This window comes from Legionella gratiana, from assembly GCF_001467695.1.
In the GTDB taxonomy this organism is placed as follows: Bacteria; Pseudomonadota; Gammaproteobacteria; order Legionellales; family Legionellaceae; genus Legionella; species Legionella gratiana.
This window is the reverse complement of sequence record NZ_LNYE01000023.1, coordinates 324631-349851: the sequence shown is the minus strand read 5'-3', so window position 1 is coordinate 349851 and position 25221 is coordinate 324631. Positions and strand designations below refer to the sequence as shown.

The following is a 25221-nucleotide window of genomic DNA, read 5'->3' as shown; positions in this document are numbered from 1 at the left end:
TTCCTAATAAGTTCTGAGAAAATACATAAATTAATGTTTACTGTTGTATAAAGGATTGTTTATAATTCATCATGCTCCTCTCCCCAAACCATTGGAGCTAGCATGGTTATCGATGGTGCTTAATCCTAAGTAGAGTTTCAGTATTAAGCATCAAACCATGTATATAATGTAATAGGTAAGTAAAAGTTGTAACCTCTCTCAACTCACAACACGTAACCTAAGTTTTCTATAACTTTGGATGTTTCAAAATGAGCCAGTTCTTAGACTTATCGCTCCTAAAAGAAAATCGTGACTTTAGATTAATCTATTTAGGACAATTCATTTCATTTATTGGTACCATGATCAGTGGTGTTGCCCTACCCTACCAAATTTATCAAATAAGCCATTCGAGTTTTATGGTTGGGTTATTAAGCCTTGTGCAATTAATGCCTCTATTAATTACTGCATTGATTGGAGGAGTATTTGCTGATCGGTATAATCGTCGAAAATTATTAATTATCAGTGAGCTATTTCTTACATGTGGCTGTTTATTACTCGCATTGAACTCTTATCACGCAAACCCATCTATTTGGCTCATTTTTATTGTTTCAGCCGCAATGTCAGCCATCAATGGCTTACATCGTCCTGCTTTTGACAGTATTATCCAACAAATCGTGAATCCAAGTGATTATAAAAAAGTAGGAGCTCTCGCCACATTTAAATTTAGTTTTTGCATGATTTGTGCTCCCGCTATTGCGGGCCTAATTATCGCTCATTATGGCATTGTGATTACTTATTTAATTGATTTAATTACTTTTTTCTTATCATTAATTACTTTAATCAGAATACATACGCTACCTAAACCAAAAATCCAAGAACACTCATCAATTTTATCGTCACTAAAACAAGGAATCTCTTTTGCATTTAATCGACAAGAATTAATAGGAAGTTATTTTGTTGATTTTTTTGCCATGATTTTTGCTTGGCCCAATGCACTGCTTCCTGCTCTGGCACAATCTTTTGGGGGTGCAAAAACTTTAGGCCTACTCTATTCCGCTCCTGCTGTAGGCGCACTATTTATTTCTTTTTTTAGTGGCTGGACTTCAAAAATAAATCAAGACGGTAAGGCAATTGCAATAGCGGCCATACTTTGGGGAGTCTCAATTATTGGATTTGGGTTATCAAGCTCACTTTGGCTTGTTCTCACTTTCTTAGCACTATCTGGTGCCTTTGATGCTATAAGTGGTATTTTCCGTAGCACCTTATGGAATAATACTATTCCAACTGAATATAGAGGCAGGCTAGCTGGCATTGAAATGATTAGTTATTTAAGCGGCCCTAAATTGGGTGATACGCGCGCGGGATTTATCGCCGCTACGTTTGGGATATCTACAGCTTTGATCTCAGGCGGCATATTATGCATTGTGGGAGTAACCACATGTTGTTTGCTGCTACCAAAATTTTGGCACTATCAATCCCATTCTATGAAATCTGAGAATTCGTAATTAACGTGAGTGAACTATCCTAGAAAAAAAAGTTGAGTCCTACTGCACAAGCTAAGGACCCAACTGCTTTTTCTAGGATTATAAAAATCAGAACAACACTATTCGGTTTTATTCAAATTTCGGCACGAATAAATCAAATCAAATTTTGAATTATATTCTTTTGTTTTCACATCAAAAAAAGCCAGCAGTGTAGAGAATAAATAGTCATGTGATAGAGAGTCTGATTGTTTGTTGCGAAGACAATCCTCTTGTATTGCTAATTGCTTTGCAAGCCCTTTAGACATCCATAAAATCATTGGGACCTTTTTTTGTTCATTCGGAGCCATAAAATAAGGTAATCCATGAAGAAACAATTTATGCTCTCCCAGTGACTCTCCGTGATCAGATACATAAATTAATCCTGTATCATGCGATTCAATCGCATTCAATAGATCAATAGCATTGGCTAATATCGCATCGGTATACAAAATGGCATTATCGTAAGTATTCACCAAGGCCTTTTGCGAGCAACTGGATAAATCTGTGGTTTCACAGGTAGGCTTCCAATGTTTAAACTGCGTTGGATATCGCTCGTAATATGCGGGTCCATGATTACCAAGCATGTGCAATATTATTAACTGATCTCCCTCAGTATTCACAATACGTTGCTGAAGTTGATGCAAGAGAACTTCATCAAAGCAACGTCCTTTTTTACATAAAGCATCTACTTCCAATTTTTCAATGGGTAAATCATCACATACTCCCTTACAACCCGATTGATTATCTCGCCATAATACTGAAATATTAGTTCGATTGAGAAGATGCAGCAATGACTCTGTTTGATTTATTTTTTGACTGTCATAAGCATGGATTCCATAAGGAGAAAACATGCACGGTAATGAAACTGCAGTGGTGGTGCCACAACTAGTTACTTGATTAAAATTAACTACTTGACGCTTTGCAAGTTCAGGTGTTGTTTGTCTGTGATAACCATTCAAACCCCAATTTAATGCTCGAACCGTTTCACCTACAACAAGTACTATAGCCCGAGATTTGCTTTTTTCTGCACGTGGAAGTTGATATGCATCTTCACCAATTTTGATTTTTGTTTTATCCGCACGAGTTTGGCGAGTCTTCCAATATGCTTTTGCAGAAGATGAAATTAAATTTAATGGAGTAATCAAATAGGCAATTTCTTTCCGTTCACGATGAACTGGACCAAAATCATGAAACACTGCCCATCCGCCCCCAAAAACCATACAGAGTGATAAAAAAATTGTTCCCAATCGTCCAATCCAATAAGAAGTGAGACTTCTCTTATAAATTTCAATATGCCATATAATCCAACAAGGAAGTACACCCAAGAATAAAAAATAAGGAAGAATTCGCCATTGCAAGAATTCTCTACTTTCATGATAATCAGTGCTCACAATATTGGTAATCATTGTGGAATCAATATAAACATGAAAAGTATTCATGAAATAAACTGCAATAGATGTGATCAAAAAAAGACAAATGGTAACCCACCGAAAAGTCCAACGATTAATCACTAATAAAAGTAAAAACCATTGTAACCCTGTGATTGCTATTGCAGTGCCCAAAATAACAAACCAAGTATGAACATTCATTAACTCCTTATCACGTAATAATTCAATCCAAAAAGAGCTATTACATGCTAAGGTAAAGAAAATGCTACATAATAAAGTGATTAATTCACTAGACCAATAACTAGTACGCATTAGTTTAAATATGATGGTTTACTCCTCAAAAGGCTATTTCTTAGTCACAAATTAAATCTTGAGGAAAAGTCAGATTTGAGAACCATTTTCATTCAAGATATACCCAATAAATTGTGGTAAAAGGTTCAGCTTAAAAGGGAACTTAGTTTACAAATTTTTTTATTAATTAGATAGTAGCATTCCAAAAACCTTAGTTTTACATGACATTTGCGGCTCAAACTACTCTCTTAAGAACCATAAATGTCACGAAACTTTAGGGGACAAATTAGAGGTATCATAGAATGAGTATATTCACCTAATTTAAGCAGGATATTTAAACCAAATTGGCATAACTTTATTAAGATATACCATAAACTTCCATAAACCAACCTGAGACTCCACATTACCATAGCTATCAGCTTTTGTTTCAGGATAAGCAATCCCCAAACCAAATAATCCAGGACCAATAATACCTACATAGGGGTTATGCTGAGAATATTCATAATCACCAATAACTATAGTTTTACGCTTCTCAAAACCCACTGCATAAATGACATGCTCGCATTCGGGTAAAAAACGTGCACTATTAGGTTCACTAACATTATAACGAACAAGGTTAGGAGGTAAAATACCATCAATATTTTCTCGAGCCCAAGCCGCACTTTGACCTTTTAGTCCAGTATTATCAAAAAGAATCCAATTATCCATTTCAATGGCATAACAACAAGGCGAACGATAAAAATTGATTATTTTTTTTGCACCCAATTCGACCAGGTGTTTTAAGATAATGATCGCGGAATGAGACGAACCAAATACCCCATAAGTTTCCTCATGATGAAACACTGAAGATAGTTTTTCCTTATCAATCGCAATCTCAAAAGGAATAACGTTAACTCCAGGGTAATTAAGTGTGGAAGGTGATGCCCCAGTAGCCAAAATCACATTTTTAGCATAATAAGTTTGTTTCTCTGAATTCAAAGACCATAAACGTTCAGATAAAGACATCGCGTGCACTATGGTTTTTACGGCCTGAACTTTTTTTAGTAAGTGATCGGTAATCCACTGTAACGGCTCAACCACAAAACCTAAAGTACATGTTTCATCTTCTGGTAAGTGATTTAACTTGAAATCTACAGGAGCGTCTTGATAATAAAACGAATTAACCGCAAATAAGAAATTTTTAAAAAGTTTTACCTTAGTATTACTCGATACATTCCGCCAAAAATACCCCAAATCACCAACGTTAAAATGAGGATCCAACCAGAGAATATCCTCCGGTAAAACCCCATGATCCAATAACTTACCTACGGCTGCAATTCCAGCAGGTCCTGCTCCTATTACTGCCCATTGAAATTTCTTATTCTGCATAATTTTTTTATTCATCACAGGTATTTACTAATATACATGTACCCGTACTGCAATCATCGACTGTTTGACATGAAGGATCATAATACCCTTCATCAGGCACCCCTACTACTACATTTGTATCATCATTTAGATTATTATCATACCAAATTCCATCATCCCATGAATTGACATCAATAGTTCCTCCATACCAGACGTTATTGTGATAACCATTATAATATCCATTATGTTCGTAATTACCACTATGATAGCCACCTCCGTAGTGATAACCACCATACTCATAAGCAAAAACTGATGTATTTAAAAGAAATGACCACCAAAAAATGAGAGAAGAGAGTTGCATTTTCATGTTCTTTCCTTAACATGGATAGGCCGCATTTTAATAAAGTATAGTAGGAGTAAAAAAGCTATTAATATCCAACACCATTTTTATGATAAATAAATATAAGATCTGAATATATATGATACACTTAAAATCCGTTTATCTTGATGAGGAAATTTCATGATTTACCTAACGATTCCTAAAGGAATGGTTTTTAAAAAAATAACTACAGAAGACCAAGACAAAAAAACATCAGAAATAAGAGATTGTTTTATTGATGCAACTGGGAAAAATATTATAGAACTTCAGGACTTAGTTAAAGATGCACTACGCACCAACACTGGACGTAAAAAATGTATTAAGTTAGATCAATTTACGATTTATCTCCGTACGCCCCCTAATACTGACGAACCATTTTTAGCATATAACCCTAATCATAATGGAAGATACCCCACTGCAACTGAGCCAGAATATGTGATTGGGAAAAATGCTCAGAAATATGATCCAAAAATTTATTCAAGTTATGGTACTTTTTGGAGTCACCATATGTATTTAACACGCTCCCAAGAGATTGAATTAGAAGAGAAAAGATTAGCTCAGAAAGAAAATCGCAGACATTATGGTGATTGTCCTTTACCAACATAATTCATACCGTTAATTTTGCTCTCTTTAGCATGGGAGAGCAAATAAAATCAGATAGTTAATAGGGCATTGATTGCAAAAGCAATTCGATGACATACACAATCAGTTATGCTAAAATTGCGCTTGTTCCAAAAAATATCGTTTATCCCAGACCTCACAGTAGAGGATATTTTTTGTTTCGTCGAGATAACCCAGATTCGACATATAATTAAAGAAGCAGAAAAAACATTTTTAATAAAGGATAAACAAAAGGAACCTACTGCGGATGTGTGTTTATATATGCCAGTAATTGTTCTTTTAACCAATTCTATATGCTTTGGAACAATGACAAATAACACTATATTGGATACATAATGGCAGTTACAATAAAAACTCCTGACGAAATAGAAAAAATGCGCATTGCTGGCAAACTTGCCGCTGAAGTTCTTGAAATGATCGGACCTTACGTAAAAGAAGGAATTACGACTGATGAGCTGAATACTCTATGTCATGACTATATTGTAGACACCCAAAAAGCCATTCCTGCCCCTTTAAATTATAATGGTTTTCCTAAATCCATTTGTACTTCAGTCAATCATGTTGTGTGTCACGGAATACCCGGTAAAAAAGTTTTAAAAGACGGAGATATCATCAATATTGATGTGACTGTCATCAAACATGACTATCATGGTGATACTAGTAAAATGTTTCTTATTGGTAATCCATCAATTAAAGCAAAACATGTAGTCCAAGTAGCCCATGATTGCTTATTTATTGGAATTGAAATGGTAAAACCTGGAGTCCACTTAGGAGATATTGGCTATGCAATTCAACAGCATGCCGAGAAAAATCGGTGTTCCGTTGTGCGCGACTATTGTGGTCACGGTATAGGTCGCATTTTCCATGAGGATCCACAAGTATTACATTATGGAATACCTGGAACAGGAATGATATTAGAACCAGGTATGACCTTTACAATTGAACCGATGATCAATGTTGGAAAACATCATACACGATTATTACCTGATCATTGGACCGTAGTTACTAAAGATCACAGTCTTTCCGCCCAATGGGAGCATACCCTATTGGTAACAGATAATGGTGTAGAAATTTTGACTCTGCGCGATGAAGAACGAACATAAATTTCCTAGAGCCACCCATCCTTTTTTATCAGGGACACCAGTAAATTTACACCAGCTTAAAAATACTGTTAAAGAGTTTAAAGAAAAACTTCGTAATGAGTTTGATTATAAAACCAATGTTACTACGATCATCCGCAAGTTAGTCGCCTTTATTGATGATCTGATAATTACTCTTTTCATTAAAAACAAACTGGATCATGATGTTTTTTGTCTTCTAGCCTTAGGCAGCTATGGACGCCGAGAATTACTTCTTTATTCCGATATTGATTTACTCTTAGTGCATACCGATAAAGTTTCAAAATCACAATTACAACATGCACAAAACTTCATCCAAGATTGTTGGGACGTAGGATTAAATATAAGCCATCAAATTACACGTGTCTCTGATTGTGCCGAATTAGCCAGGCAAGACATCACGGTCATTTCCAGTCTTATGGATATGTTTTTATTGTGTGGTCGTGGTGCATTGATGGAGGAATTAATTTATCAAACTCATCCCTTACATATGTGGACCAGTCATGATTATTTTTTAGCAAAACTGCAAGAACAGGAAAAACGTGATGCTAAATATGGTGAAACAGCATATAACTTAGAACCCAATGTTAAATATGGCCCGGGTGGATTACGCGACTTACAAATTTTGCTGAGTATCGGGAAACGTCATTTTAATATTAAAAAATTAGCGGATGGCATAAGCTACGGATTTATTACTGATAAAGAATATGAAAATCTAATGTATTGCCAACATTTTCTTTGGCGTGTACGATTTGCCTTGCATGTATTGGCTGAAAAAGCCGAAGAACGTTTGTCTTTCGATTATCAAATTAAACTAGCTCAATTTTTTGGCTATAAGGATAAACCTCACTCATTAGCTATAGAACAATTCATGAAAGATTACTTTAAAATCATTAAACGAAATAGAGAGCTTAATGAAATGTTATTACAATGGTTTGATGAAACTATTGTACGCTCTCCTAAACAACGACTGTTTCACTTGGATAATGAATTTCAACTTTCCAATAATTATATTGAAGTAAAAAATTCTCGAATATTTAGCCAACATCCACAAGCACTTTTAAAATTATTTCTTTGGATTGCAAGAAGACCTGATATTGAAGGAGTTAGAGCAAATACAATCCGATTAATTAGAGAGTCGCTCTACCTTATGAATAAACGCTTTAAAACATCACAAGAAACAACAGAAATTTTTATGAGCATCCTCAAAACTGAAGGTGGTCCTTATGAAGCATTACATAGAATGAGTCGTTATGGTGTGTTAGCTCACTACCTCGAATGCTTTGCCATGGTTACCGGACAAATGCAATATGATCTCTTTCATGTTTATACAGTGGATCAACACACTTTATTTGTCATTCGTAATCTCTCTCGTTTTAAACAAGAAAAATACACGAAACAATTCCCTCTTTGTGCTCAAATAATATCCACGTTAAATAAACCAGAGCTTCTTTATTTAAGTGCATTATTTCATGATATTGCGAAAGGAAGAGGCGGTGATCATTCAGAATTGGGAGCTATTGAAGTACTCTATTTTGCACAAAATCATTGTATTGAAAAAAAAGACTGTGATTTACTTGTCTGGCTAGTTCGTAACCATTTAATCATGTCACAAACGGCACAACGACAAGATATTTATGATCCAAATACAATAAAAAACTTTTGTCAACTATTACCCCAGCCCTATTATTTGGATTATTTATATTTACTTACAGTCGCAGACATTTATGGTACCAATCCTACTTTATGGAACTCATGGAAAGACTCTCTTCTTAAAGAATTATATCATGCAACGAAACATATGCTGCATAAAGAACAAGAATTAATGGATGAATCCGTGCTCATTGGGATGCGAAAGCAATATGCCTTATCGACCTTAACCGCCGAAGGTATAGCTCCTAAAAAAGTAGAATATTTATGGGCACAATTTAAAGATAAGTATTTTTTGCATGAATCTTCAGAAATAATTGCACGCCACGCTAAAGCCATTTTGGCATGTACCCATTTCCCTTTAGTTATGATCATGCCTCACCACAGCCAAGGTGGTACCGAAGTATTTATCTATATGCCTCATTGTGATGATCGATTTGCCATTGCAACAACAGTCTTAAGTAATCACAATGTAACCATCCAGGAAGCAATGATTCTTACTTGTGATAATCAATATGATTTAGATACCTATATCATATTAAATGAACAAAATCAGGCATTTTTTGATAAACAACGCTCTCATGATATTCAAGAAGCATTATGTACTCACTTATCTCAAAGCGGTCAATTACCTGGAGTAGTCAAAAGAAGATTATCTCGTGCTTTAGCACATTTCAATGTTAAAACTCAGATTCATTACTACGATGAAAGTGCAAATAATCAAACTCGTTTATTTTTAGTGACTAGTGACCGACCAGGGCTTCTAGCAACAATTGCTAGGGTGTTTTCAACGCTAAAAATTCACTTACATAATGCTAAGATTGTAACTGCTGGAGAACGCGCTGAAGATACGTTTTATATTACAAATCAAAAAAATCAAGCATTAATTCCTGAAGAAAAAGAAATGCTACGTCAAAAGCTTATTGAAGAACTTTCTAATACAGATTAAAAACACTTAAGCCATCTCTTGATACAGTTGTACTAACACTGTATCAAACGAGTCAATACGTATAAATCCAATACGAGGGAGTTCTAAATCAATAATAATAAAAATGGTGATTGCTATAACTAGCGCATAGCTTACGAGGTGTAAAATACTTCCATCTTTTTTTTCTCCAATATTATATCCTGCAAGCAATGCTCCTAGCAAAGCAAGTCCCACTAGCAGTATAAAAATGATCAACGGGGGGTGAACATAAGAATTTTCATAGCGAGTATTAGCAATATCAAACATTTTATTTAAAGCAGATAGAAGAAGCGAACACTCATACTGGTTATCTTTAGAGATACAGTCCTTTACTGCTAAGTTCCATATTTTCTTCTGTACCGCTTGGGCTTTCGCATGGTTTAATATGAACGTATTAAAATCAGATATTTTTTGATAGTTAGCAATTTGATAAAATAAATACTGTTTAAGCGCTTGACGTAAGTTTTTTTGTATTTCAGAACTCACTAAATCCATTCGAAGATAAACCGTTCTAATTGCATTTGCTTCCTCAATGATTAAATAACGACGTTGATCAAATCTTTGATTAGCCGAGGCAAAAGTAAAAGCTACAATTAATCCTAGTAAAGTAAAAACCGCCCCCTCTACAATTTGAAAGCCAGAGTTATTACTTGTTTTTCTATTTTTAGCCTTTCGCTGGGCACTGTAAATGCCTAAGTACAAAAACAATAAAATAAACGCGAAGAACACGATAAGAAAAAACAAGGCAATCAATTGAAACTTCATAAGAATTCGCTCCAATTATCAATTCGTTATTTTTTATTTAACGTGAACTCTATAAAAAGCAAAAATGCCTTATATGTCGCTAAACGAATGTTATTTAAGTATAGGCTCAGAATTTTAATATTTATGTGGCATATAAATTTATCGACAGGCTTTAAAAAACTCAGTTAACAAAGAAGCACACTGAGCTTGCATTATTCCTTCATCAATTTGAACTTTATGATTAAGCGGATAACCCTGCAATAAATTATAAACAGAACCTGCTGCTCCCGATTTAAAATCACGTGTAGCAAAAACCAATCTTCTAATACGTGCATGAACCATAAGCCCAGCACACATCGCACAAGGCTCCAGAGTCACATATAGAGTTGTATCCAATAAGCGGTGATTTTGTAAGCGCTGTGATGCCTGTCTGATGGCATGAATTTCTGCATGGCCCGATGGATCATGACTGTTTTGGATGAGGTTTCGTCCTGTCCCTAACAGCTGATTATCCTGACTCACTAATACCGCGCCGACAGGAATTTCTCCCTCAGTTTGAGCGAGAATCGCCTGTTCATAAGCTTTACGCATCCAGTATTGATCATTCATTTATAAAAGGCGATTTGGATAACATTGAAAACGCATCATTCCCATTCAATAGTAGCCGGTGGCTTACCAGAGATATCATATGTAACACGGGATACACCATCAACTTCATTGATAATGCGATTAGAAACTTGCCCAAGGAAATCCCAGGGTAATTGTGCCCAATGCGCGGTCATAAAATCGATTGTTTCTACAGCACGCAAACAAATAACATAATCGTATTTACGGCCATCCCCCATCACCCCGACACTTTTAACGGGTAAAAACACTGCGAACGCTTGACTCACCTTATAATAAAGGTCAGCTTTTTTCAGTTCGTCGATGAAAATAGCGTCTGCTTTACGTAAAATATCAGCATATTCCTTTTTCACTTCAGCTAAAATTCGCACTCCTAACCCTGGACCAGGGAACGGGTGGCGATAGATCATATCATGAGGTAAACCTAACTCAAGACCTATATTACGCACTTCATCTTTAAATAATTCACGTATAGGCTCTAATAATTGCAAATTCAATGTTTCCGGCAATCCACCCACATTATGGTGTGATTTGATAACCATTGAAGCACCATTTGTATTTGTCGCAGCAGACTCTATAACATCCGGATAAATGGTACCTTGAGCTAGCCATGAAACCCCAGGAATTTTATGAGCTTCTTCATCGAATACCTCAATAAAGGTATGGCCGATAATTTTTCGCTTTTCCTCAGGACAGGTGACACCTTTCAGCGCATTTAAAAATTTATGTTCCGCTTTCACAGAAATAACGTGTATCCCCATGTTCTTGCCAAACATATTCATGACCTCATCTGCTTCATGAACACGTAACAAACCTGTATCCACAAAAACACAAATCAATTGATTCCCAATTGCTTTGTGTAATAAAGCAGCAACAACAGAAGAATCAACACCACCCGATAAACCGAGCAAAACTTTCTCTGTGCCTACTTGCGCTCTTATTTCATTAATCGTCTCATCAATAATAAGATCCGAAGTCCAATTGGTCGAAGCGTTACAAATATCCACTACGAAACGATGCAAAATACGTAATCCTTGTAAGGTATGTGTTACTTCTGGGTGAAATTGTACCCCATACATTTGACGGCTTTCATCAGCCATTCCCGCAATAGGGGCATTACGTGTTTCACAAACAATTTTAAAGCCTGGAGGCAATTGTGTCACCTTATCACCGTGACTCATCCAAACATCTAATAAAGCACAACCATCGGAATTAATACGATCTTCAATCTGTGAAAATAACTTACTGTGGCCATGTAATTTTAATTCCGCATAACCAAACTCTCGAAGTGGAGAAGATTGAACTTCGCCACCCAGCTGGACTGCCATTGTTTGCATTCCATAGCAAACTCCTAAAATAGGTACTCCCGAAGTAAATAGCCATTGAGGCGCACGTGGGTTTATATCATGGGTTACCGTTGCGGGGCCTCCCGATAAAATTACCCCACACGGCTTTAACGCAATAAATTGCTCTTGCTCAATATTAAAAGGATGAATTTCGCAATAAACACCTAATTCACGAACACGTCGTGCGATCAGTTGTGTATATTGAGAACCAAAATCGAGGATCAATAAAGGATGCTGTTTTAAATCGTTCATGATTAATTATCCACCTGATAATTTGGTGCTTGTTTTGTAATATTTACGTCATGGACATGTGACTCTCGCATGCCAGCATTAGTCACTTGCACAAACTCAGCTTTTGTATGCAATTGTTCAATATTTTCACATCCTGTATAACCCATACAAGAACGCAAACCACCCAGCAATTGATGAATAATCGCTTGCGCTAATCCTTTGTAAGGTACACGTCCTTCAATTCCTTCTGGAACTAATTTCTCGGAACCTAATGATGCATCCTGAAAATAACGATCACTAGATCCTTGTGATAACGCCATCGCACCAATAGATCCCATCCCTCTGTAACTTTTATATGTTCTGCCTTGATATAATTCGATCTCACCAGGAGACTCCTCTGTTCCAGCAAACATGCTACCCAGCATTACAGTATCTGCTCCAGCTGCGAGTGCCTTACAAACATCCCCGGAAAAACGAATGCCACCATCGGCAATAATAGGAATTTTTCCTTTAAGTTCTTGGGCAACATTAGCAATAGCACTAATCTGAGGAACACCAACACCTGTTACAATCCTTGTGGTACAAATAGAACCAGGACCAATACCTACTTTTACAGCATCTGCACCGGCAGCATATAAATCTCGAGCAGCCGCTGCAGTAGCAATATTACCACCAATTACTTGAACATCGGGGAAGTATTTTTTTGTCCATTTGACACGATCAAGAACACCTTGGGAATGTCCATGTGCAGTATCTACAACAAGAACATCAACACCTGCTTCGACTAAAGCTTCAATACGCTCATTTGTTCCTTCAGCCACACCAACAGCAGCACCAACACGTAATTGCTCTGCCTCATCTTTGCATGCATAAGGATTTTCTTTGGCTTTTTGTATGTCTTTTACTGTGATCAATCCTCGTAGGTGAAACGAATTATTAACTACGAGTAATTTTTCGATACGATGCTTATGCAATAAACTCAAAACCTCTTCGCGACTGGCCCCCTCTTTAACAGTAACTAATTTCGCTTTAGGGGTCATTACTTGTTCTACATGCAACGATAAATTCGTTTCAAAGCGTATGTCACGACTGGTTACAATACCTACTAAATCTTCACCATCAACTACTGGAACACCTGAAAAATTATATTTTTCCATCACATCCAATAATTCTCTAACTGTAATATTGGGAGTAACTGTTATTGGATCTCTCACCATACCACTTTCAAATTTTTTCACTTTTCGAACTTCATCAGCTTGAGCCATAATGGTCATATTTTTATGAATAATGCCAATACCACCTTCTTGGGCCAAAGCAATTGCTAAGCGTGCTTCGGTTACAGTATCCATAGCTGCTGAAATAAGAGGTATATTTAATTCAAGCCCGCGGGTTAGTTTCGTTTTTAAAGAGACATCTTTAGGAAGCACTAAAGAATGAGCGGGAACAAGAAGAACATCATCAAAAGTTAATGATTGCTGCACAATAGAAAGAGCCATTTTATTCTCAACACTACGAGGTTAAATTAACCGAATAGTTTACCATAAATAGTGGACAAATTAAACAGATAATTTACAGTAAATAAGCGTAACATCCGATATTAAATATCAATTTTAAAGTGTTTTACTTAATTGTTGCGTATCTTATCGAACTCAAGAATCGCTTATAATTTCAAGATGCCCTAACAAAAAGCATTAAGATTATAAGATCGGCATAAGTTAGATCATTGAAAAATGTTTTTTCATAGATCTCTGTACAACTCTTGAATTTTTTATTGATTAACGTGTACACTGTTGGTTAAATATTGTGTTGAATCAAAAAATAGGAAGGGTTCAGCGTTGGCTAAGATAATCGTAATTACATCGGGTAAGGGTGGAGTAGGAAAAACTACTTCTTCTGCCGCTATTTCTTCAGGTCTTGCTTTATTAGGACACAAAACAGTTGTCATTGATTTTGATATTGGCTTAAGAAATCTTGATATCATTATGGGTTGCGAGCGCCGTGTTGTTTATGACTTTATCAATGTAATCAATGGTGAAGCAAGCTTAAATCAGGCTTTAATTAAAGATAAGCGCATTGCAAATCTTTACATCCTTCCTGCATCTCAAACTCGAGACAAAGATGCATTGACTCTTGAGGGCGTTGAAAAAGTACTTAATGATCTGTCTAAAGACTTTGATTACATTATTTGTGATTCTCCAGCAGGAATCGAAACAGGTGCATTAATGGCTATGTATTTTGCTGACCATGCAATTGTGGTAACGAATCCGGAAGTTTCCTCGGTGCGCGATTCCGATCGAATTTTAGGAATACTTGCCAGCAAAACAAAAAGAGCTATTGAAAATGCACCCCCTATCCAAGAACATTTATTGTTAACTCGTTACGATCCCGAACGCGTCGAACGTGGTGATATGCTTTCCGTAAATGATGTAAAGGAAATATTGGCTATCCCTTTAATTGGCGTCATCCCTGAATCTAAATCAGTCCTTAAAGCGTCAAATACAGGTACCCCAGTAGTACTTGATGAAACTAGTGATGCCGGTGTTGCCTATCAAGATGCTATTGCTCGTTTTCTTGGTGAAGAAAGACCAATGCGTTTTATAAGCAATGACCGTAAAGGATTATTGCGTCGCTTATTCGGTAAAAACAAGGAGGAAGTGGCGATATGAGTATATTTAATTACTTACGTAGAAGGACTGCAACTGCATCAGTTGCTAAAGAGAGACTACAAATAATCATCTCTCATGAGCGCTCACAACGTCATACGCCCGATTATTTACCTAAATTACAAGAGGAAATCTTGGCAGTGATTGCTAAATATGTTCATGTCACCCGTGATCAAGTCAGTGTAAACCTTGAACGTATGGGAGATAACTCCGTTCTCGAATTAAATATTACCATGCCGGATGAGGCTTTAGAAACCGCATAACTACCCCATAAAATTCCGATGAGTATTTAAGAGGTTTTCGAACTTACTCAATTCTTAAATTGGCCGTAAATATATTTTCTAAAAATTATATAAGTGCTCAAATCAGGATAATTCGATCCGCCAAAGATAAAAATCAATGCATTAAAAGTATGACTATAATTAATACAAAGATAATTTGTAATAGTAAATAAGTATGCGTGAAAAGAGCGATCAAAAGGAAGCAAAAGAAGTCATAGTAAACGAAGAATCAATAAAGGAAATGTCGGAGCCTGATCAAAAAATTTTGGCTGATTTTATAACAGAACAAGTAAATAAGGGCATACATGACTGGCAAAAAGGCACCCATTTTGACAATCACGGTAACAAGCTGATACTTGAAGCCGACTTATTTGAGAGGCCTAGAAAAAATGTTGTTGACAAGAAAACACATCAAGCAAGGACAGGTCTTCGTGTGGAAATATTATCTAATGAATTCCTTGGCAAAGGAGGACAAGGATCAGTGTTCAAGACTGTGGGAGTATTAAGCATAAATAATGAACATGTTACATTTAAACATAAAAGTCGCGCTGTTAAATTTAGTAGTGAAAAACCAAATATTGAAAATATCAAAAACCTTGATAATATCGGCGTAAAAGAGCCTGTACAATGGAAAACAACAAAATTTGCAACGACGATGAGATTGATAAAAGGATTTGGGCTTCATAAATTATCCAATAATTTTTACTCATACCAGCCCGCTGAAAGATATAATTTAAATATGTCTTTGAATGAGAAAAAAGCATTAACTTTAGCGCTTCTGGAAGCCTATAAAAAACAAATTTATGATGAAAATAGGGTTCATAGAGATATTAAGCCTGAAAATATTATGTTAAATATTTCAGACGGAAAATTTCTTCCAACGTTTATTGATTTGGATGACGCCGCTGTGATTGGTGACATTTGTGACGTTCTCCCTTACAGCGAAGGTTTTACGCCAAGAGAAATAGTTTATAAAGAATCAATGTTAATTCATCAACCTGGTTCTGGTCAACCTGCGAAAACCTCTCAGGACATTTATTCACTTGGAAAGGTGCTTGCTCAATTATGGAAAGAAGAGCTGGATAATCCAAAGAATGATGAACACTCAAATAACACAAATGCTCTCGGATCGATACAGAATTTAATTCAGAAAATGACTGAAGACAATCCACAAGAAAGAATTGACCTGGATGACGCATTAAAGCTGATTGATCAGGTAGTATTTGATCTGCCAGTTGACAATGAAAAAGAGATTCGACGAATATTTGATAATGCAGTTAAAATAGGTGATTATAAAACAGCTAAAAAATTTCTTGATAAAATAGATATAAATTATCAGGACAGTAAGGGATGGACGGCCTTGCATCACGCTGTTAAGAGCGGTAATCTCAAACTGGTTGAACTGCTGTTGAAAGCAAATGCAGATCCTAAACTAGTAAGCAATGACTCTAAAACCCCTTTTGGTTATATTGATCATAATAAGAACTCCTGGGTTCCAATGATCAACCTGCTGTTGGAATCTGGATCAACATTTCGTTCAGAGGATGCAATTCTGGAAAAAGCATTATTAAATAAAGCACCGATTAACTTTATAAAACTTTTACTGGCTAATCATCATGCAAATCCTAATGATAAGCCTGAAGTAGGTTTGGGTGGATCAGGACAAAAGACTATCACCGAGGCATATCTTTTTCCTACACCCTCAAATACTGAAGATTGGAAACCCATGCCTGAAAGAATTGAAATTGCCAACTTATTATTAGAACATGGTGGAAAATCAAACTGGGATCAGGATACAGACGGAATGTGGTTGTACGCCAGTGAAGAACTCAAAAACTTGGAGGTCTATTTGGGTAACGAATCATTTCGTGAAAATATCCGAAAAGATGATTCGATATTGCCAGTTCTGGTCTCTGCCATCAAAAATTTCACGGGGGAATTTTCAGATAGTTTTGATTTGGATACTGATGACGACGTAAATGATGAATATTTTAAACAAATTGTGGAAATTTTAGAAGAATTTTCTGTGGAAGATAACGACAGCGATCGAGAAGTATACCAAAAATTCTCTGAAATGTTGCAGAAACTGGAAAAATGTTATTCGGATCAGTCCAAACTTGACAAAAGCATAGACATTGAACGGAACCTGAAAGTGCTTGATGAACTGGTTGATTCTGCTCGACGCCTGGCTAAGGTCAGTAAAGAGATGGGTATTGAAATACCACGCCCAAATGAATTAATAGAAAAAAACATCGATATCAGCCCAGATCCATATAAATTCAATTAGCGTCTACTTAATTGAGCACAAGGTTTGCTCTCATTCTTTAAAAGAAGCTGTTGCGCTTCTTTAAAGGAAGGTGTAGGTGCTTCTGGTTTTGTCTTCATAATCTCGGAGCTTGATGTAATTTTTTCAGGAGGGAGTACTTTGGTAAACTTTTTACCACCGAATACACTCACGGACTTGGGTACCACAGGGGGAGCATAGGTTTTTGGAGAATTAAGTAACACTTGATTGGAAACATGGACATCCTTCTTGCTCACAATCATAGAATTAGTAAAATCAGCAATAGGGACTGCAGTCACTGCATTGACAATCAGTGCATTTTTATAATTGATTTTTATATTTTTCTGCATATAACACGACACGATTAACCGGCACTAATAACATTAGATGTCTTTTCTCCATGAGCCGTTCCCTGCCCTACACGTACACTAACCACAGTAGTATTCTTTTCAGCCGACACATCTACCCATTGAGTTTCTCCGGCGGGTAGAAAGCTTACCGTACCATCGATATAGCTAAGTCGTGCTACTTAAGAGGGAGGATCTGCAAAGTCCAAGTGGATACAAAACAAATAAAACATCCGAGAAGGGCGGCTAGCATGGTATTATTTTTTAGTGATCTAATTTCCATGCTATCCTCCCTGAAGAAACACTGATAATAAACTTCTCTATCCTTTCTCCATTAATTATAACTTAAATTATTTCTGATTCTATATCATCCTTATTCGTAACAGTCTTTTTGCTCATTACTGATGCCATGAGTGAAGGACGACGGAGATCCTCGTCATTAAAGTCATCTACCTTAATCACTTCTTGACGTGCCAATTCAGCTTCTTTTAATTGTTTTGCTTCTGAATTACTGAGTAACCCACAAGCCAAAGCCTCGTCAATCTGTTCCAGCAAGGTAAGTGATTTTAAGACATTTTCTTTTACTCCGCGCATTACTTTTCGTTCTAACTCTTCTGCGGCACTAATTTTAAGGAATGCCTCTTCCATACGACCTAAGGGACAATTTTCACCTGATTGTTTATAAACTAATCGAGTTAGACGCGAACGCGTTTCATTAGGTTCAATTAAAATTCGAGCTAACTTATGACCTAATTGATCATCTGGTTTATTTCTACGATTACCTAAGGGTTTGATAATCAATCGTAGAATAATCCTTGCCCAACGGGCAGGAAAATTAACAATCACCCCCTGCATTGCTGTCTCACATTCATACAATAATTGCTGACAGCTCCATTCAACCAAAGGAAAATCAGCTTTGGGCTCACCATCCTCATGAAAACGTTTCAAAACAGCAGAAGCAAGATACAAATTACTAAGCATATCACCAAGACGCGAAGATAATTTCTCTTTACGCTTTAATTCGCCTCCTAAGACAGTCATTGAAAAATCCGCAAGAAATGCCAAATGAGTACTGTACCTGTGGACTAATTGATAATATCGTTTTGCACTACTTACAGGCGCTTTAGACAAGTACGCATCCGTCCAAGCAAAAATAACAGACTTAGTAAAATTAGCCAGGAAAAACCCTGCGTGTGCAAAAAAAGCCTGATCAAAATCAATGAGATTATCATTTCTTATACTTTCTAGCTCCTTAAACACATAAGGATGACAACGTATTGCGCCCTGACCAAAAATAATTAAACTACGGGTTAATATATTTGCACCTTCAACAGTAATCCCGATCGGGGAGCCTTGGTAACCTCTGCCTAAATAGTTATTAGGGCCAAGACAAATTCCCTTGCCACCATGAATGTCCATGGCATCGAGTGCGACCGCTCGTGCTCGTTCTGTGGTATGGTATTTTAATATAGCACCAGCCACAGAGGGTTTGGCTCCATGATCAATAGCCGCAGCTGCCATTGTTAATGCAGCATCGATAATATATGTATTCGCGGCAATGCGCGCTAAAGGCTCTTCAATCCCTTCAAATTTTCCAATGGGTTGATTAAATTGTTTGCGTATGCGTGAATATGCTCCTGAAGCCAAAGCAACTGCTTGAGCCCCTCCATTAGCACTTGACGGCAAAGATATTGCTCTTCCAGCGCTTAAACACTCCATAAGCATACGCCAGCCACAACCTACCATAGCAGCGCCACCAATCAGATAATCCATAGGTATGAATACATCTTTACCTTGAGTTGGTCCATTTAAAAATCCAGTATTGAGTGGGAAATGTCTACGTCCCTTGGTAACTCCTGGTGTATTTGCTGGTATTAATGCACAACTAATCCCCACATCCTCACCACCACCTAACAAATTCTCAGGATCGAATAATCGAAAAGCTAAACCTATTACTGTGGCTACTGGACATAAAGTGATGTAACGCTTGTCCCAATTTAAGCGTATTCCCAATACTTTTTGACCATTAAATTCCTGGTGACATACAATTCCCTTATCTGGAATCGATGCGGCATCTGAGCCCGCATTAGGCCCAGTCAAAGCAAAACATGGAATTTCTCGTCCATCAGCCAATCGTGGCAAATAATAATTTTTTTGCTCTTCAGTTCCATATTTGAGTAACAACTCCCCAGGCCCCAAAGAATTTGGAACAGAGATAGTAGTAGCTACAGTGATTGAACGGCCATAGATTTTCACTAAAACTGACATTTGCGCGGTGGCAGAAAATTCGAGTCCGCCATAACTCTTAGGAATGATCATACCTAAGAAACGATTCTCTTTAATAAACTGCCAAATCTCGGGGGGTAAATCAGTAAGATTATGAGTTATATTCCAATCATCAATCATAGCGCATAAAGTATTCACAGGACCATCAAGAAATGCTTGCTCCTCAGCGGATAAGTGCACAACTGGAGCATTTCTAAGTGAAGAAAAATCAGGTGTACCACTAAATAAATCGCCTTCCCAGCTCACTGTACCTGCTTCTAGAGCTTCTCTTTCTGTTGCAGACATAGAAGGCATCGCTTTGCTGACTGCTCTAAAAAAATGTTTCGATAACAGTTCTCTTCTTAAAGGCTTTATAGAGCAGACAATTAAAATGAGTTCAATGACAACAAGAAGAATTTTAGTGAATAAACTCGGAGAACCATAGGAAAAGACAAGAGCACTAAATAAAGCAAAGCTAATAGCCCAAACCGAAATGGCTGCTTGTCTCGTAAGTAAAACTCCTGCTGCTCCAATAATTAGAAGCACTAAAATAGCATGTAGCACTGTATTCTCCTTAATTAATGTAGTTTGATATAAAAAAACTTATTTTTATATCGAACTGTTTTTATTTGGTACATCTAAAGGTCTAGTGAAATAAGAAACAATTTTTATAATTTGCTTTGCCGACAATTCAGGGTGCTCCATAGGAAACAAATGAGTTCCTTTAATCTTATGATGGATGACATTGAAATATTTTTTCATATAACGTACATCCATTTTAGCAACCACAGTACTTTTGTCACCATAAATTAATGCTGTTGGAATAAGCAACTTACCTTTATAATTAGGAAGAACATGGGGAATCGTACGATAAATTTGATATTCGATATGTCTGTCGAAACGCAAATAGTAACCCTCGTCCGTATGTTCTAGTCCATAAGTAATATAATCATTTAAACAGTCATCAGTAAACGTTTTGAATAAGTCTCTTGTTTTTAAATAACTAATTAATTGATCATGATCGTTCCAGTACATACGACGCCCTTTAGTTTTATGTGCGGGTGTAATCCGATCAATAATACCTAACGCCTTTGCAAGACGTACCATACTTGATTTAAAAGTACCAATTAATGGTGAGTCTAACATAATTACGGCTTTAAATAATTCGGGTTGTTCTATCGCGGCTAATAAACTTAAAATACCGCCTAAAGAATGCCCAACCGCAATGACAGGTCGGGTTGCTTGCGTTTTAACACTAGCAATCACTTCCAATACCAGATTGTGCCAATTTTCACTGACTGGAAATAATGGGTTGTGCCCAATCCTATCTATATAGCAATAATCAAATTGATTCTCTAAACAATTCAACATTTGTTTATAACATAAAGCTGGAAAACCGTTTCCATGAGCAAAATGAATCAATTCCTTCATAAAGTCACCACTTATTCTTAATTAAATAAATCTCAATCATTATTCGTGTGGGAACATTTTAACTCATCATGTCTTAGCCATTCTCCTGCTTTCGGCACGTAAGGCATACAAAGCAAAACTGTAATACCCTATAAGCACCGGTAATAAAATAAATCCTGAGCCTCTGAAAAGATAATTAATCGTCAACATAAAAATCATTAGTAAGAGCATGGGAGTTCCAGCAACAACTAAAAGTCGACATGATTGCTTAAACCCAATATTAAAGGAAAAAAATATACTGGAAAAAAGTTGCCCTAAAAATCCCGCTACTAGAAAAAATGTAACAAACATTGAAAATAATATTGCAACCACTATAGGATACATCAATACTTGCGCGAAGTAGTTCAAATTAGTTATTCTCTGCTCTTTAGCAACGATTTTACCATCAAACACTAAATTAGTTTCTTTATCGAACTCCTGTACCACTGGAGGATCATTACTTATATCAGATTGAGTCATATTCAATAGCTGAGTGCCTGGCACTCTTAAAGAAATTTTATTTTTATTCACCAAAATTGTAAGCGAAGGATATTTAGAAAAATCGTTAATTTTTCCGGTAGTATCAATAATAATCACCACGTGTCCTTGATCATCTTTCACCAGATAAGGCATAGGTTTATCAAAAACAACATTGCCATCCTGTATGTAAAAAATAGGCAGCTCTTCTAAAGGCTCAATAATTTGTTTCTGGAAAGAATCATTTAAGCTTAAATCCATTCTTATAACTAATGGAATTGAAAATAGAGCAATAGCAAATAAAAGATAAAGGAGTCCAAATCCCTTCCAACGCTTTCCTACATCTACATAAAGAAGTCTAGAGTAAAAAGACATATACAATGCAGACCAATAACGATAGTTAGGAGTATCAATTAATTTTAGTTTATGGTTTTCTTTTCTCATACTACCTCTCCAATTCGTTTTCCCGATTGACGGTGGAATAGATGTATCTTTATTTTAGGTAGCTCAACATAAAATTGTCCACTAGGAAGAGATTGATCTGCCGCAATGCGCAAATTTAAAATCGATCCATTTTTATTCACTGTAGCTCTTATTAACTTATCAGCGCCCATATCATCTATAAACTCAACCTGGATTGATAGAGCTTGCGGATTACTTTCTGAACAAAGTGATACGTGCTCTGCACGAATCGCTAAAATGATTTCTTCCTTATCTTTCAAATTCTGCGCTAAATCTGGGACAGGAAAACTCAGTCCTAATTCTGTATGCACGCGATGATTATTCTTATCATAACAGCCAGGTACAAGATTCATAGGATAATGGCCTGTAAACCCTGCCACAAACAAGGTTGCTGGATTCTGATACAACTCTTGGGGTGTTCCTATTTGCTCCACGATTCCTTGATTAAGCACCATCACTCGTTCAGCCATTGTCATGGCTTCAGTTTGATCATGTGTCACATATAAACTCGTTGTATTCAATTGTTGGTGTAAGCGTCGAATTTCATGTCGCATTTCAGTGCGCAATTTCGCATCTAAATTAGATAAAGGTTCATCAAATAAAAAAACAGCGGGGGATCGGACCATCGCTCTTCCCATGGCTACTCTTTGTTTTTGTCCCCCAGAAAGTGCATGCGGTTTACGCTCTAAATAGGGAGTTAATCGCAATAATTGGGCTGCCTCATGGACTCTTTTTTGGATATCTGCTTTCTTAAATCGTCTCATTTTTAACCCATAGGCCATGTTTTCGAATACCGTCATATGGGGATAAAGCGCATAATTTTGAAAAACCATAGCCATATCTCGCTTTGCTGCAGGAATTTTATTAACGCATTGATTATTAATTAAAATAGATCCTGAGCTTAAATCATCCAAACCTGCAATTAAACGCAATAAAGTTGTTTTTCCACATCCTGACGGACCGACAATTACCATAAATTCGCCTTTTTTAATACTTACATTAACGTGATTTAAGACAGTTGTTTGTCCAACATGTTTTGAAACCTCAATTAAATTGACTGTTGCCATATTTATTTTAACCCTTTTTCAAACCAGCGCTGCATCAACATCACAACCAAACAGGGTGGAATTAAAGCAATTAACGCGATAGTCATAATATAATGCCATTGAGGAATTTGGTCAGCTACACCCGCAAGATAACGAATACCCATCACTACAGTAGCCATTTTTGTTTCTGTAGTAATCACTAATGGCCAAAGATATTGATTCCAGCCATACACAAATAAAATCACAAACAGTGATGCAATCTGTGTTTTAGATAAAGGTAAAACCACATCAAAAAAGAAACGTATCGCCCCCGCTCCATCCAATTTCGCTGCATCAACAAGTTCAGCAGGGATGGTTTTAAAAAATTGACGAAATAAAAAAGTACCTGTTGCAGAAACAAATAAAGGCAAAGTTAATCCTGTAAACGAATTTAATAATCCAAAAGAAGCAACCACCTGGAATGTTGGGACAATCCTGACCTCAATAGGTAACATCATAGTCGTGAAGATCAATGCAAAACACAGCTTTTTAAAGCGAAAATCAAAGTAAACCAAAGCAAACGCAGATCCTAAGGCAAAAATAATTTTGCCAAAAGCAATTGCTAAAGCCATAAATAAGCTATTAAGCAACATAAAAGTAATGGGTTCTCCCCCTGTAACTGATAGACCTTCTGTCATTACAGATTTTATATTTTTAAATAATAAAGACCCGGGAATCATAGGAATATGAGATTGCATCATAATGCTGCCATCATTACTGGCAGCTACAAGTGCCAAATATACGGGCAATAACATTAAAAGAACAAAAATACACAAAAATCCATGAGATAAAACACGTGTGAAATAGCGTTTCATGCGTAATGAACCTTCTTTTCAAGGTATTTGAATTGCAGTAAAGAAATAATGATTACAATAATCATCAGTAGTACTGATTGTGCCGATGAACTTCCTAAATCCATTCCCTCAAATCCATCTTGATATACTTTATAAATTAAATTAGTCGTACTATTACCAGGGCCACCATGCGTCATTACTTGAATAATGCCAAAGGTCTCAAAAAAACCATACATTAAGTTCATAATGAGCAAAAAAAATGTTGTTGGTGATAAAAGTGGAAAAATAATCTGCCAAAAACGTTGCCATCTAGAAGCACCATCAATAATTGCAGCATCCACTAATGAGGACGGTATCGCTTTGATGGCTGCAAAATAAAATAAAAAATTATAACTAAATTGCTGCCAACTGGCAGTAATTATAACGACTAAAAGCGATTGGTTTACATTATTGACGTAATCAAAATGTATTCCTATTGACTGCAAAAAATGAGTCAACCAACCCAAAGTTGGATGACATAAAAAACGCCATAAAATTGCAGCTACTGCAGGTGCCACAGCATAAGGCCAGATTAACAAAGATTTATAAACCCCTTGCGTCTTACCTCGATTATTCACTAATATGGCAATGAAAAGTCCTAAACTCATAGTGAGAAAAGTGACACTAAAAGCAATGCTAAAAGTAACTCCTATTGCCTTGCTGTAACTTGGATCTCGAAAAAGATCTAAAAAATTGGCAAACCCAGCAAATCGTTTATGTAGGCCAAAAGCATCTGTATAAAAAAAAGAGTGCAATAATGCATTGCATGCAGGCCAAATAAAAAACATCCAGGTTACAATAAGTTGAGGAATTATAAAAAGCCAAGCATAAAGACGTTGATGATTGAATTTAGCCATTGCCCAACAA

Annotated in this window: 21 protein-coding genes; 7 read left to right on the top strand and 14 right to left on the bottom strand. The window is 36.4% G+C overall.

Annotated elements, in window-relative coordinates; translation table 11 throughout:
- Positions 1 to 248: 248 nt before the first annotated feature.
- On the top strand, positions 249 to 1484 hold the full coding sequence (locus tag Lgra_RS12390; RefSeq protein WP_058499581.1) for an MFS transporter: 1236 nt from the start codon (positions 249 to 251) through the stop codon (positions 1482 to 1484).
- 98 nt (positions 1485 to 1582) lie between these two features.
- Here Lgra_RS12390 and Lgra_RS12385 read toward each other — a convergent pair whose 3' ends face one another.
- The 3 genes from Lgra_RS12385 to Lgra_RS12375 all read right to left on the bottom strand — a co-directional run bounded on the left by Lgra_RS12385 (position 1583) and on the right by Lgra_RS12375 (position 4895).
- Positions 1583 to 3202, bottom strand: a complete 1620-nt coding sequence (locus tag Lgra_RS12385) for a phosphoethanolamine transferase (protein WP_058499580.1) — start codon at positions 3200 to 3202, stop codon at positions 1583 to 1585.
- A gap of 300 nt (positions 3203 to 3502) precedes the next feature.
- Positions 3503 to 4549: an NAD(P)-binding domain-containing protein gene (locus Lgra_RS12380; RefSeq protein WP_058499631.1), complete on the bottom strand. Its 1047-nt coding sequence runs from the start codon at positions 4547 to 4549 to the stop codon at positions 3503 to 3505.
- 7 nt (positions 4550 to 4556) lie between these two features.
- Complete coding sequence (locus Lgra_RS12375; protein ID WP_058499579.1) at positions 4557 to 4895, bottom strand: hypothetical protein; 339 nt, start codon at positions 4893 to 4895, stop codon at positions 4557 to 4559.
- A 153-nt stretch (positions 4896 to 5048) separates the two neighbouring features.
- Between Lgra_RS12375 and Lgra_RS12370 the strand changes: the two genes are divergently transcribed.
- The 3 genes from Lgra_RS12370 to glnD all read left to right on the top strand — a co-directional run bounded on the left by Lgra_RS12370 (position 5049) and on the right by glnD (position 9245).
- A complete protein-coding gene (locus Lgra_RS12370) occupies positions 5049 to 5513 on the top strand; it encodes a hypothetical protein (RefSeq protein WP_058499578.1) in 465 nt (154 codons plus the stop codon).
- Positions 5514 to 5863: 350 nt separating this feature from the next.
- A complete protein-coding gene (gene map, locus Lgra_RS12360) occupies positions 5864 to 6631 on the top strand; it encodes a type I methionyl aminopeptidase (protein WP_058499576.1) in 768 nt (255 codons plus the stop codon).
- A complete protein-coding gene (gene glnD, locus Lgra_RS12355; RefSeq protein WP_058499575.1) occupies positions 6615 to 9245 on the top strand; it encodes a [protein-PII] uridylyltransferase in 2631 nt (876 codons plus the stop codon). The genes map and glnD overlap by 17 nt, the downstream gene beginning before the upstream one ends.
- Before the next feature lie 6 nt (positions 9246 to 9251).
- On the opposite strand, the gene Lgra_RS12350 is transcribed toward glnD, so the two are convergent.
- From Lgra_RS12350 to guaB, 4 genes are all read right to left on the bottom strand, one after another.
- Complete coding sequence (locus Lgra_RS12350; RefSeq protein ID WP_058499574.1) at positions 9252 to 10028, bottom strand: bestrophin-like domain; 777 nt, start codon at positions 10026 to 10028, stop codon at positions 9252 to 9254.
- Between the two features lie 138 nt (positions 10029 to 10166).
- Positions 10167 to 10616: a tRNA adenosine(34) deaminase TadA gene (gene tadA, locus Lgra_RS12345; protein ID WP_058499573.1), complete on the bottom strand. Its 450-nt coding sequence runs from the start codon at positions 10614 to 10616 to the stop codon at positions 10167 to 10169.
- A 35-nt stretch (positions 10617 to 10651) separates the two neighbouring features.
- The gene (guaA, locus tag Lgra_RS12340) at positions 10652 to 12229 is read right to left on the bottom strand and encodes a glutamine-hydrolyzing GMP synthase (RefSeq protein WP_058499572.1); all 1578 of its coding nucleotides are present in this window, start codon (positions 12227 to 12229) and stop codon (positions 10652 to 10654) included.
- A 2-nt stretch (positions 12230 to 12231) separates the two neighbouring features.
- Entirely contained in the window at positions 12232 to 13704 is a 1473-nt protein-coding gene (gene guaB / locus Lgra_RS12335) for an IMP dehydrogenase (protein ID WP_058499571.1), read from the bottom strand.
- Positions 13705 to 14043: 339 nt separating this feature from the next.
- Here guaB and minD point away from each other — a divergent pair, with 339 nt between their 5' ends.
- The 3 genes from minD to Lgra_RS12320 all read left to right on the top strand — a co-directional run bounded on the left by minD (position 14044) and on the right by Lgra_RS12320 (position 17439).
- A complete protein-coding gene (gene minD, locus Lgra_RS12330; RefSeq protein WP_058499570.1) occupies positions 14044 to 14874 on the top strand; it encodes a septum site-determining protein MinD in 831 nt (276 codons plus the stop codon).
- Entirely contained in the window at positions 14871 to 15134 is a 264-nt protein-coding gene (gene minE, locus Lgra_RS12325) for a cell division topological specificity factor MinE (RefSeq protein ID WP_058499569.1), read from the top strand. Before minD ends, minE begins: the two co-directional genes overlap by 4 nt.
- A gap of 193 nt (positions 15135 to 15327) precedes the next feature.
- Positions 15328 to 17439 (top strand): ankyrin repeat and protein kinase domain-containing protein, encoded by a 2112-nt coding sequence (locus tag Lgra_RS12320; protein ID WP_058499568.1) that lies wholly within the window; start codon positions 15328 to 15330, stop codon positions 17437 to 17439.
- Here Lgra_RS12320 and Lgra_RS18070 read toward each other — a convergent pair.
- From Lgra_RS18070 to Lgra_RS12285, 7 genes are all read right to left on the bottom strand, one after another.
- Positions 17436 to 17786 carry a hypothetical protein gene (locus tag Lgra_RS18070; protein ID WP_174905293.1) on the bottom strand — a complete coding sequence of 117 codons (351 nt, stop codon included), beginning with the start codon at positions 17784 to 17786 and terminating at the stop codon, positions 17436 to 17438. The genes Lgra_RS12320 and Lgra_RS18070 overlap by 4 nt on opposite strands.
- A 342-nt stretch (positions 17787 to 18128) precedes the next feature.
- Complete coding sequence (locus tag Lgra_RS12310; RefSeq protein WP_058499566.1) at positions 18129 to 20612, bottom strand: acyl-CoA dehydrogenase; 2484 nt, start codon at positions 20610 to 20612, stop codon at positions 18129 to 18131.
- Positions 20613 to 20657: 45 nt separating this feature from the next.
- Positions 20658 to 21479, bottom strand: a complete 822-nt coding sequence (locus Lgra_RS12305) for an alpha/beta fold hydrolase (protein WP_058499565.1) — start codon at positions 21477 to 21479, stop codon at positions 20658 to 20660.
- A 66-nt stretch (positions 21480 to 21545) separates the two neighbouring features.
- Positions 21546 to 22418 (bottom strand): DUF1189 family protein, encoded by an 873-nt coding sequence (locus Lgra_RS12300; RefSeq protein ID WP_058499564.1) that lies wholly within the window; start codon positions 22416 to 22418, stop codon positions 21546 to 21548.
- On the bottom strand, positions 22415 to 23503 hold the full coding sequence (locus Lgra_RS12295; protein WP_058499563.1) for an ABC transporter ATP-binding protein: 1089 nt from the start codon (positions 23501 to 23503) through the stop codon (positions 22415 to 22417). The genes Lgra_RS12300 and Lgra_RS12295 overlap by 4 nt, the downstream gene beginning before the upstream one ends.
- A 2-nt stretch (positions 23504 to 23505) precedes the next feature.
- The gene (gene ugpE, locus Lgra_RS12290) at positions 23506 to 24336 is read right to left on the bottom strand and encodes a sn-glycerol-3-phosphate ABC transporter permease UgpE (protein WP_058499562.1); all 831 of its coding nucleotides are present in this window, start codon (positions 24334 to 24336) and stop codon (positions 23506 to 23508) included.
- Positions 24333 to 25211 (bottom strand): ABC transporter permease subunit, encoded by an 879-nt coding sequence (locus Lgra_RS12285; RefSeq protein ID WP_058499561.1) that lies wholly within the window; start codon positions 25209 to 25211, stop codon positions 24333 to 24335. Before Lgra_RS12285 ends, ugpE begins: the two co-directional genes overlap by 4 nt.
- Between the last annotated feature and the right edge of the window lie 10 nt (positions 25212 to 25221).

Coding starts and splice junctions, on each gene's coding strand:
- Lgra_RS12300 (WP_058499564.1), bottom strand. CDS start 22,418: ATGAGAAAAGAAAACCATAAACTAAAATTAATTGATACTCCTAACTAT.
- Lgra_RS12305 (WP_058499565.1), bottom strand. CDS start 21,479: ATGAAGGAATTGATTCATTTTGCTCATGGAAACGGTTTTCCAGCTTTA.
- ugpE (WP_058499562.1), bottom strand. CDS start 24,336: ATGAAACGCTATTTCACACGTGTTTTATCTCATGGATTTTTGTGTATT.
- Lgra_RS12380 (WP_058499631.1), bottom strand. CDS start 4,549: ATGCAGAATAAGAAATTTCAATGGGCAGTAATAGGAGCAGGACCTGCT.
- Lgra_RS12285 (WP_058499561.1), bottom strand. CDS start 25,211: ATGGCTAAATTCAATCATCAACGTCTTTATGCTTGGCTTTTTATAATT.
- Lgra_RS12375 (WP_058499579.1), bottom strand. CDS start 4,895: ATGAAAATGCAACTCTCTTCTCTCATTTTTTGGTGGTCATTTCTTTTA.
- Lgra_RS12350 (WP_058499574.1), bottom strand. CDS start 10,028: ATGAAGTTTCAATTGATTGCCTTGTTTTTTCTTATCGTGTTCTTCGCG.
- Lgra_RS12295 (WP_058499563.1), bottom strand. CDS start 23,503: ATGGCAACAGTCAATTTAATTGAGGTTTCAAAACATGTTGGACAAACA.
- guaA (WP_058499572.1), bottom strand. CDS start 12,229: ATGAACGATTTAAAACAGCATCCTTTATTGATCCTCGATTTTGGTTCT.
- Lgra_RS12390 (WP_058499581.1), top strand. CDS start 249: ATGAGCCAGTTCTTAGACTTATCGCTCCTAAAAGAAAATCGTGACTTT.
- map (WP_058499576.1), top strand. CDS start 5,864: ATGGCAGTTACAATAAAAACTCCTGACGAAATAGAAAAAATGCGCATT.
- minE (WP_058499569.1), top strand. CDS start 14,871: ATGAGTATATTTAATTACTTACGTAGAAGGACTGCAACTGCATCAGTT.
- Lgra_RS12320 (WP_058499568.1), top strand. CDS start 15,328: ATGCGTGAAAAGAGCGATCAAAAGGAAGCAAAAGAAGTCATAGTAAAC.
- Lgra_RS12370 (WP_058499578.1), top strand. CDS start 5,049: ATGATTTACCTAACGATTCCTAAAGGAATGGTTTTTAAAAAAATAACT.
- Lgra_RS12385 (WP_058499580.1), bottom strand. CDS start 3,202: ATGCGTACTAGTTATTGGTCTAGTGAATTAATCACTTTATTATGTAGC.
- Lgra_RS18070 (WP_174905293.1), bottom strand. CDS start 17,786: ATGCAGAAAAATATAAAAATCAATTATAAAAATGCACTGATTGTCAAT.
- guaB (WP_058499571.1), bottom strand. CDS start 13,704: ATGGCTCTTTCTATTGTGCAGCAATCATTAACTTTTGATGATGTTCTT.
- glnD (WP_058499575.1), top strand. CDS start 6,615: ATGAAGAACGAACATAAATTTCCTAGAGCCACCCATCCTTTTTTATCA.
- tadA (WP_058499573.1), bottom strand. CDS start 10,616: ATGAATGATCAATACTGGATGCGTAAAGCTTATGAACAGGCGATTCTC.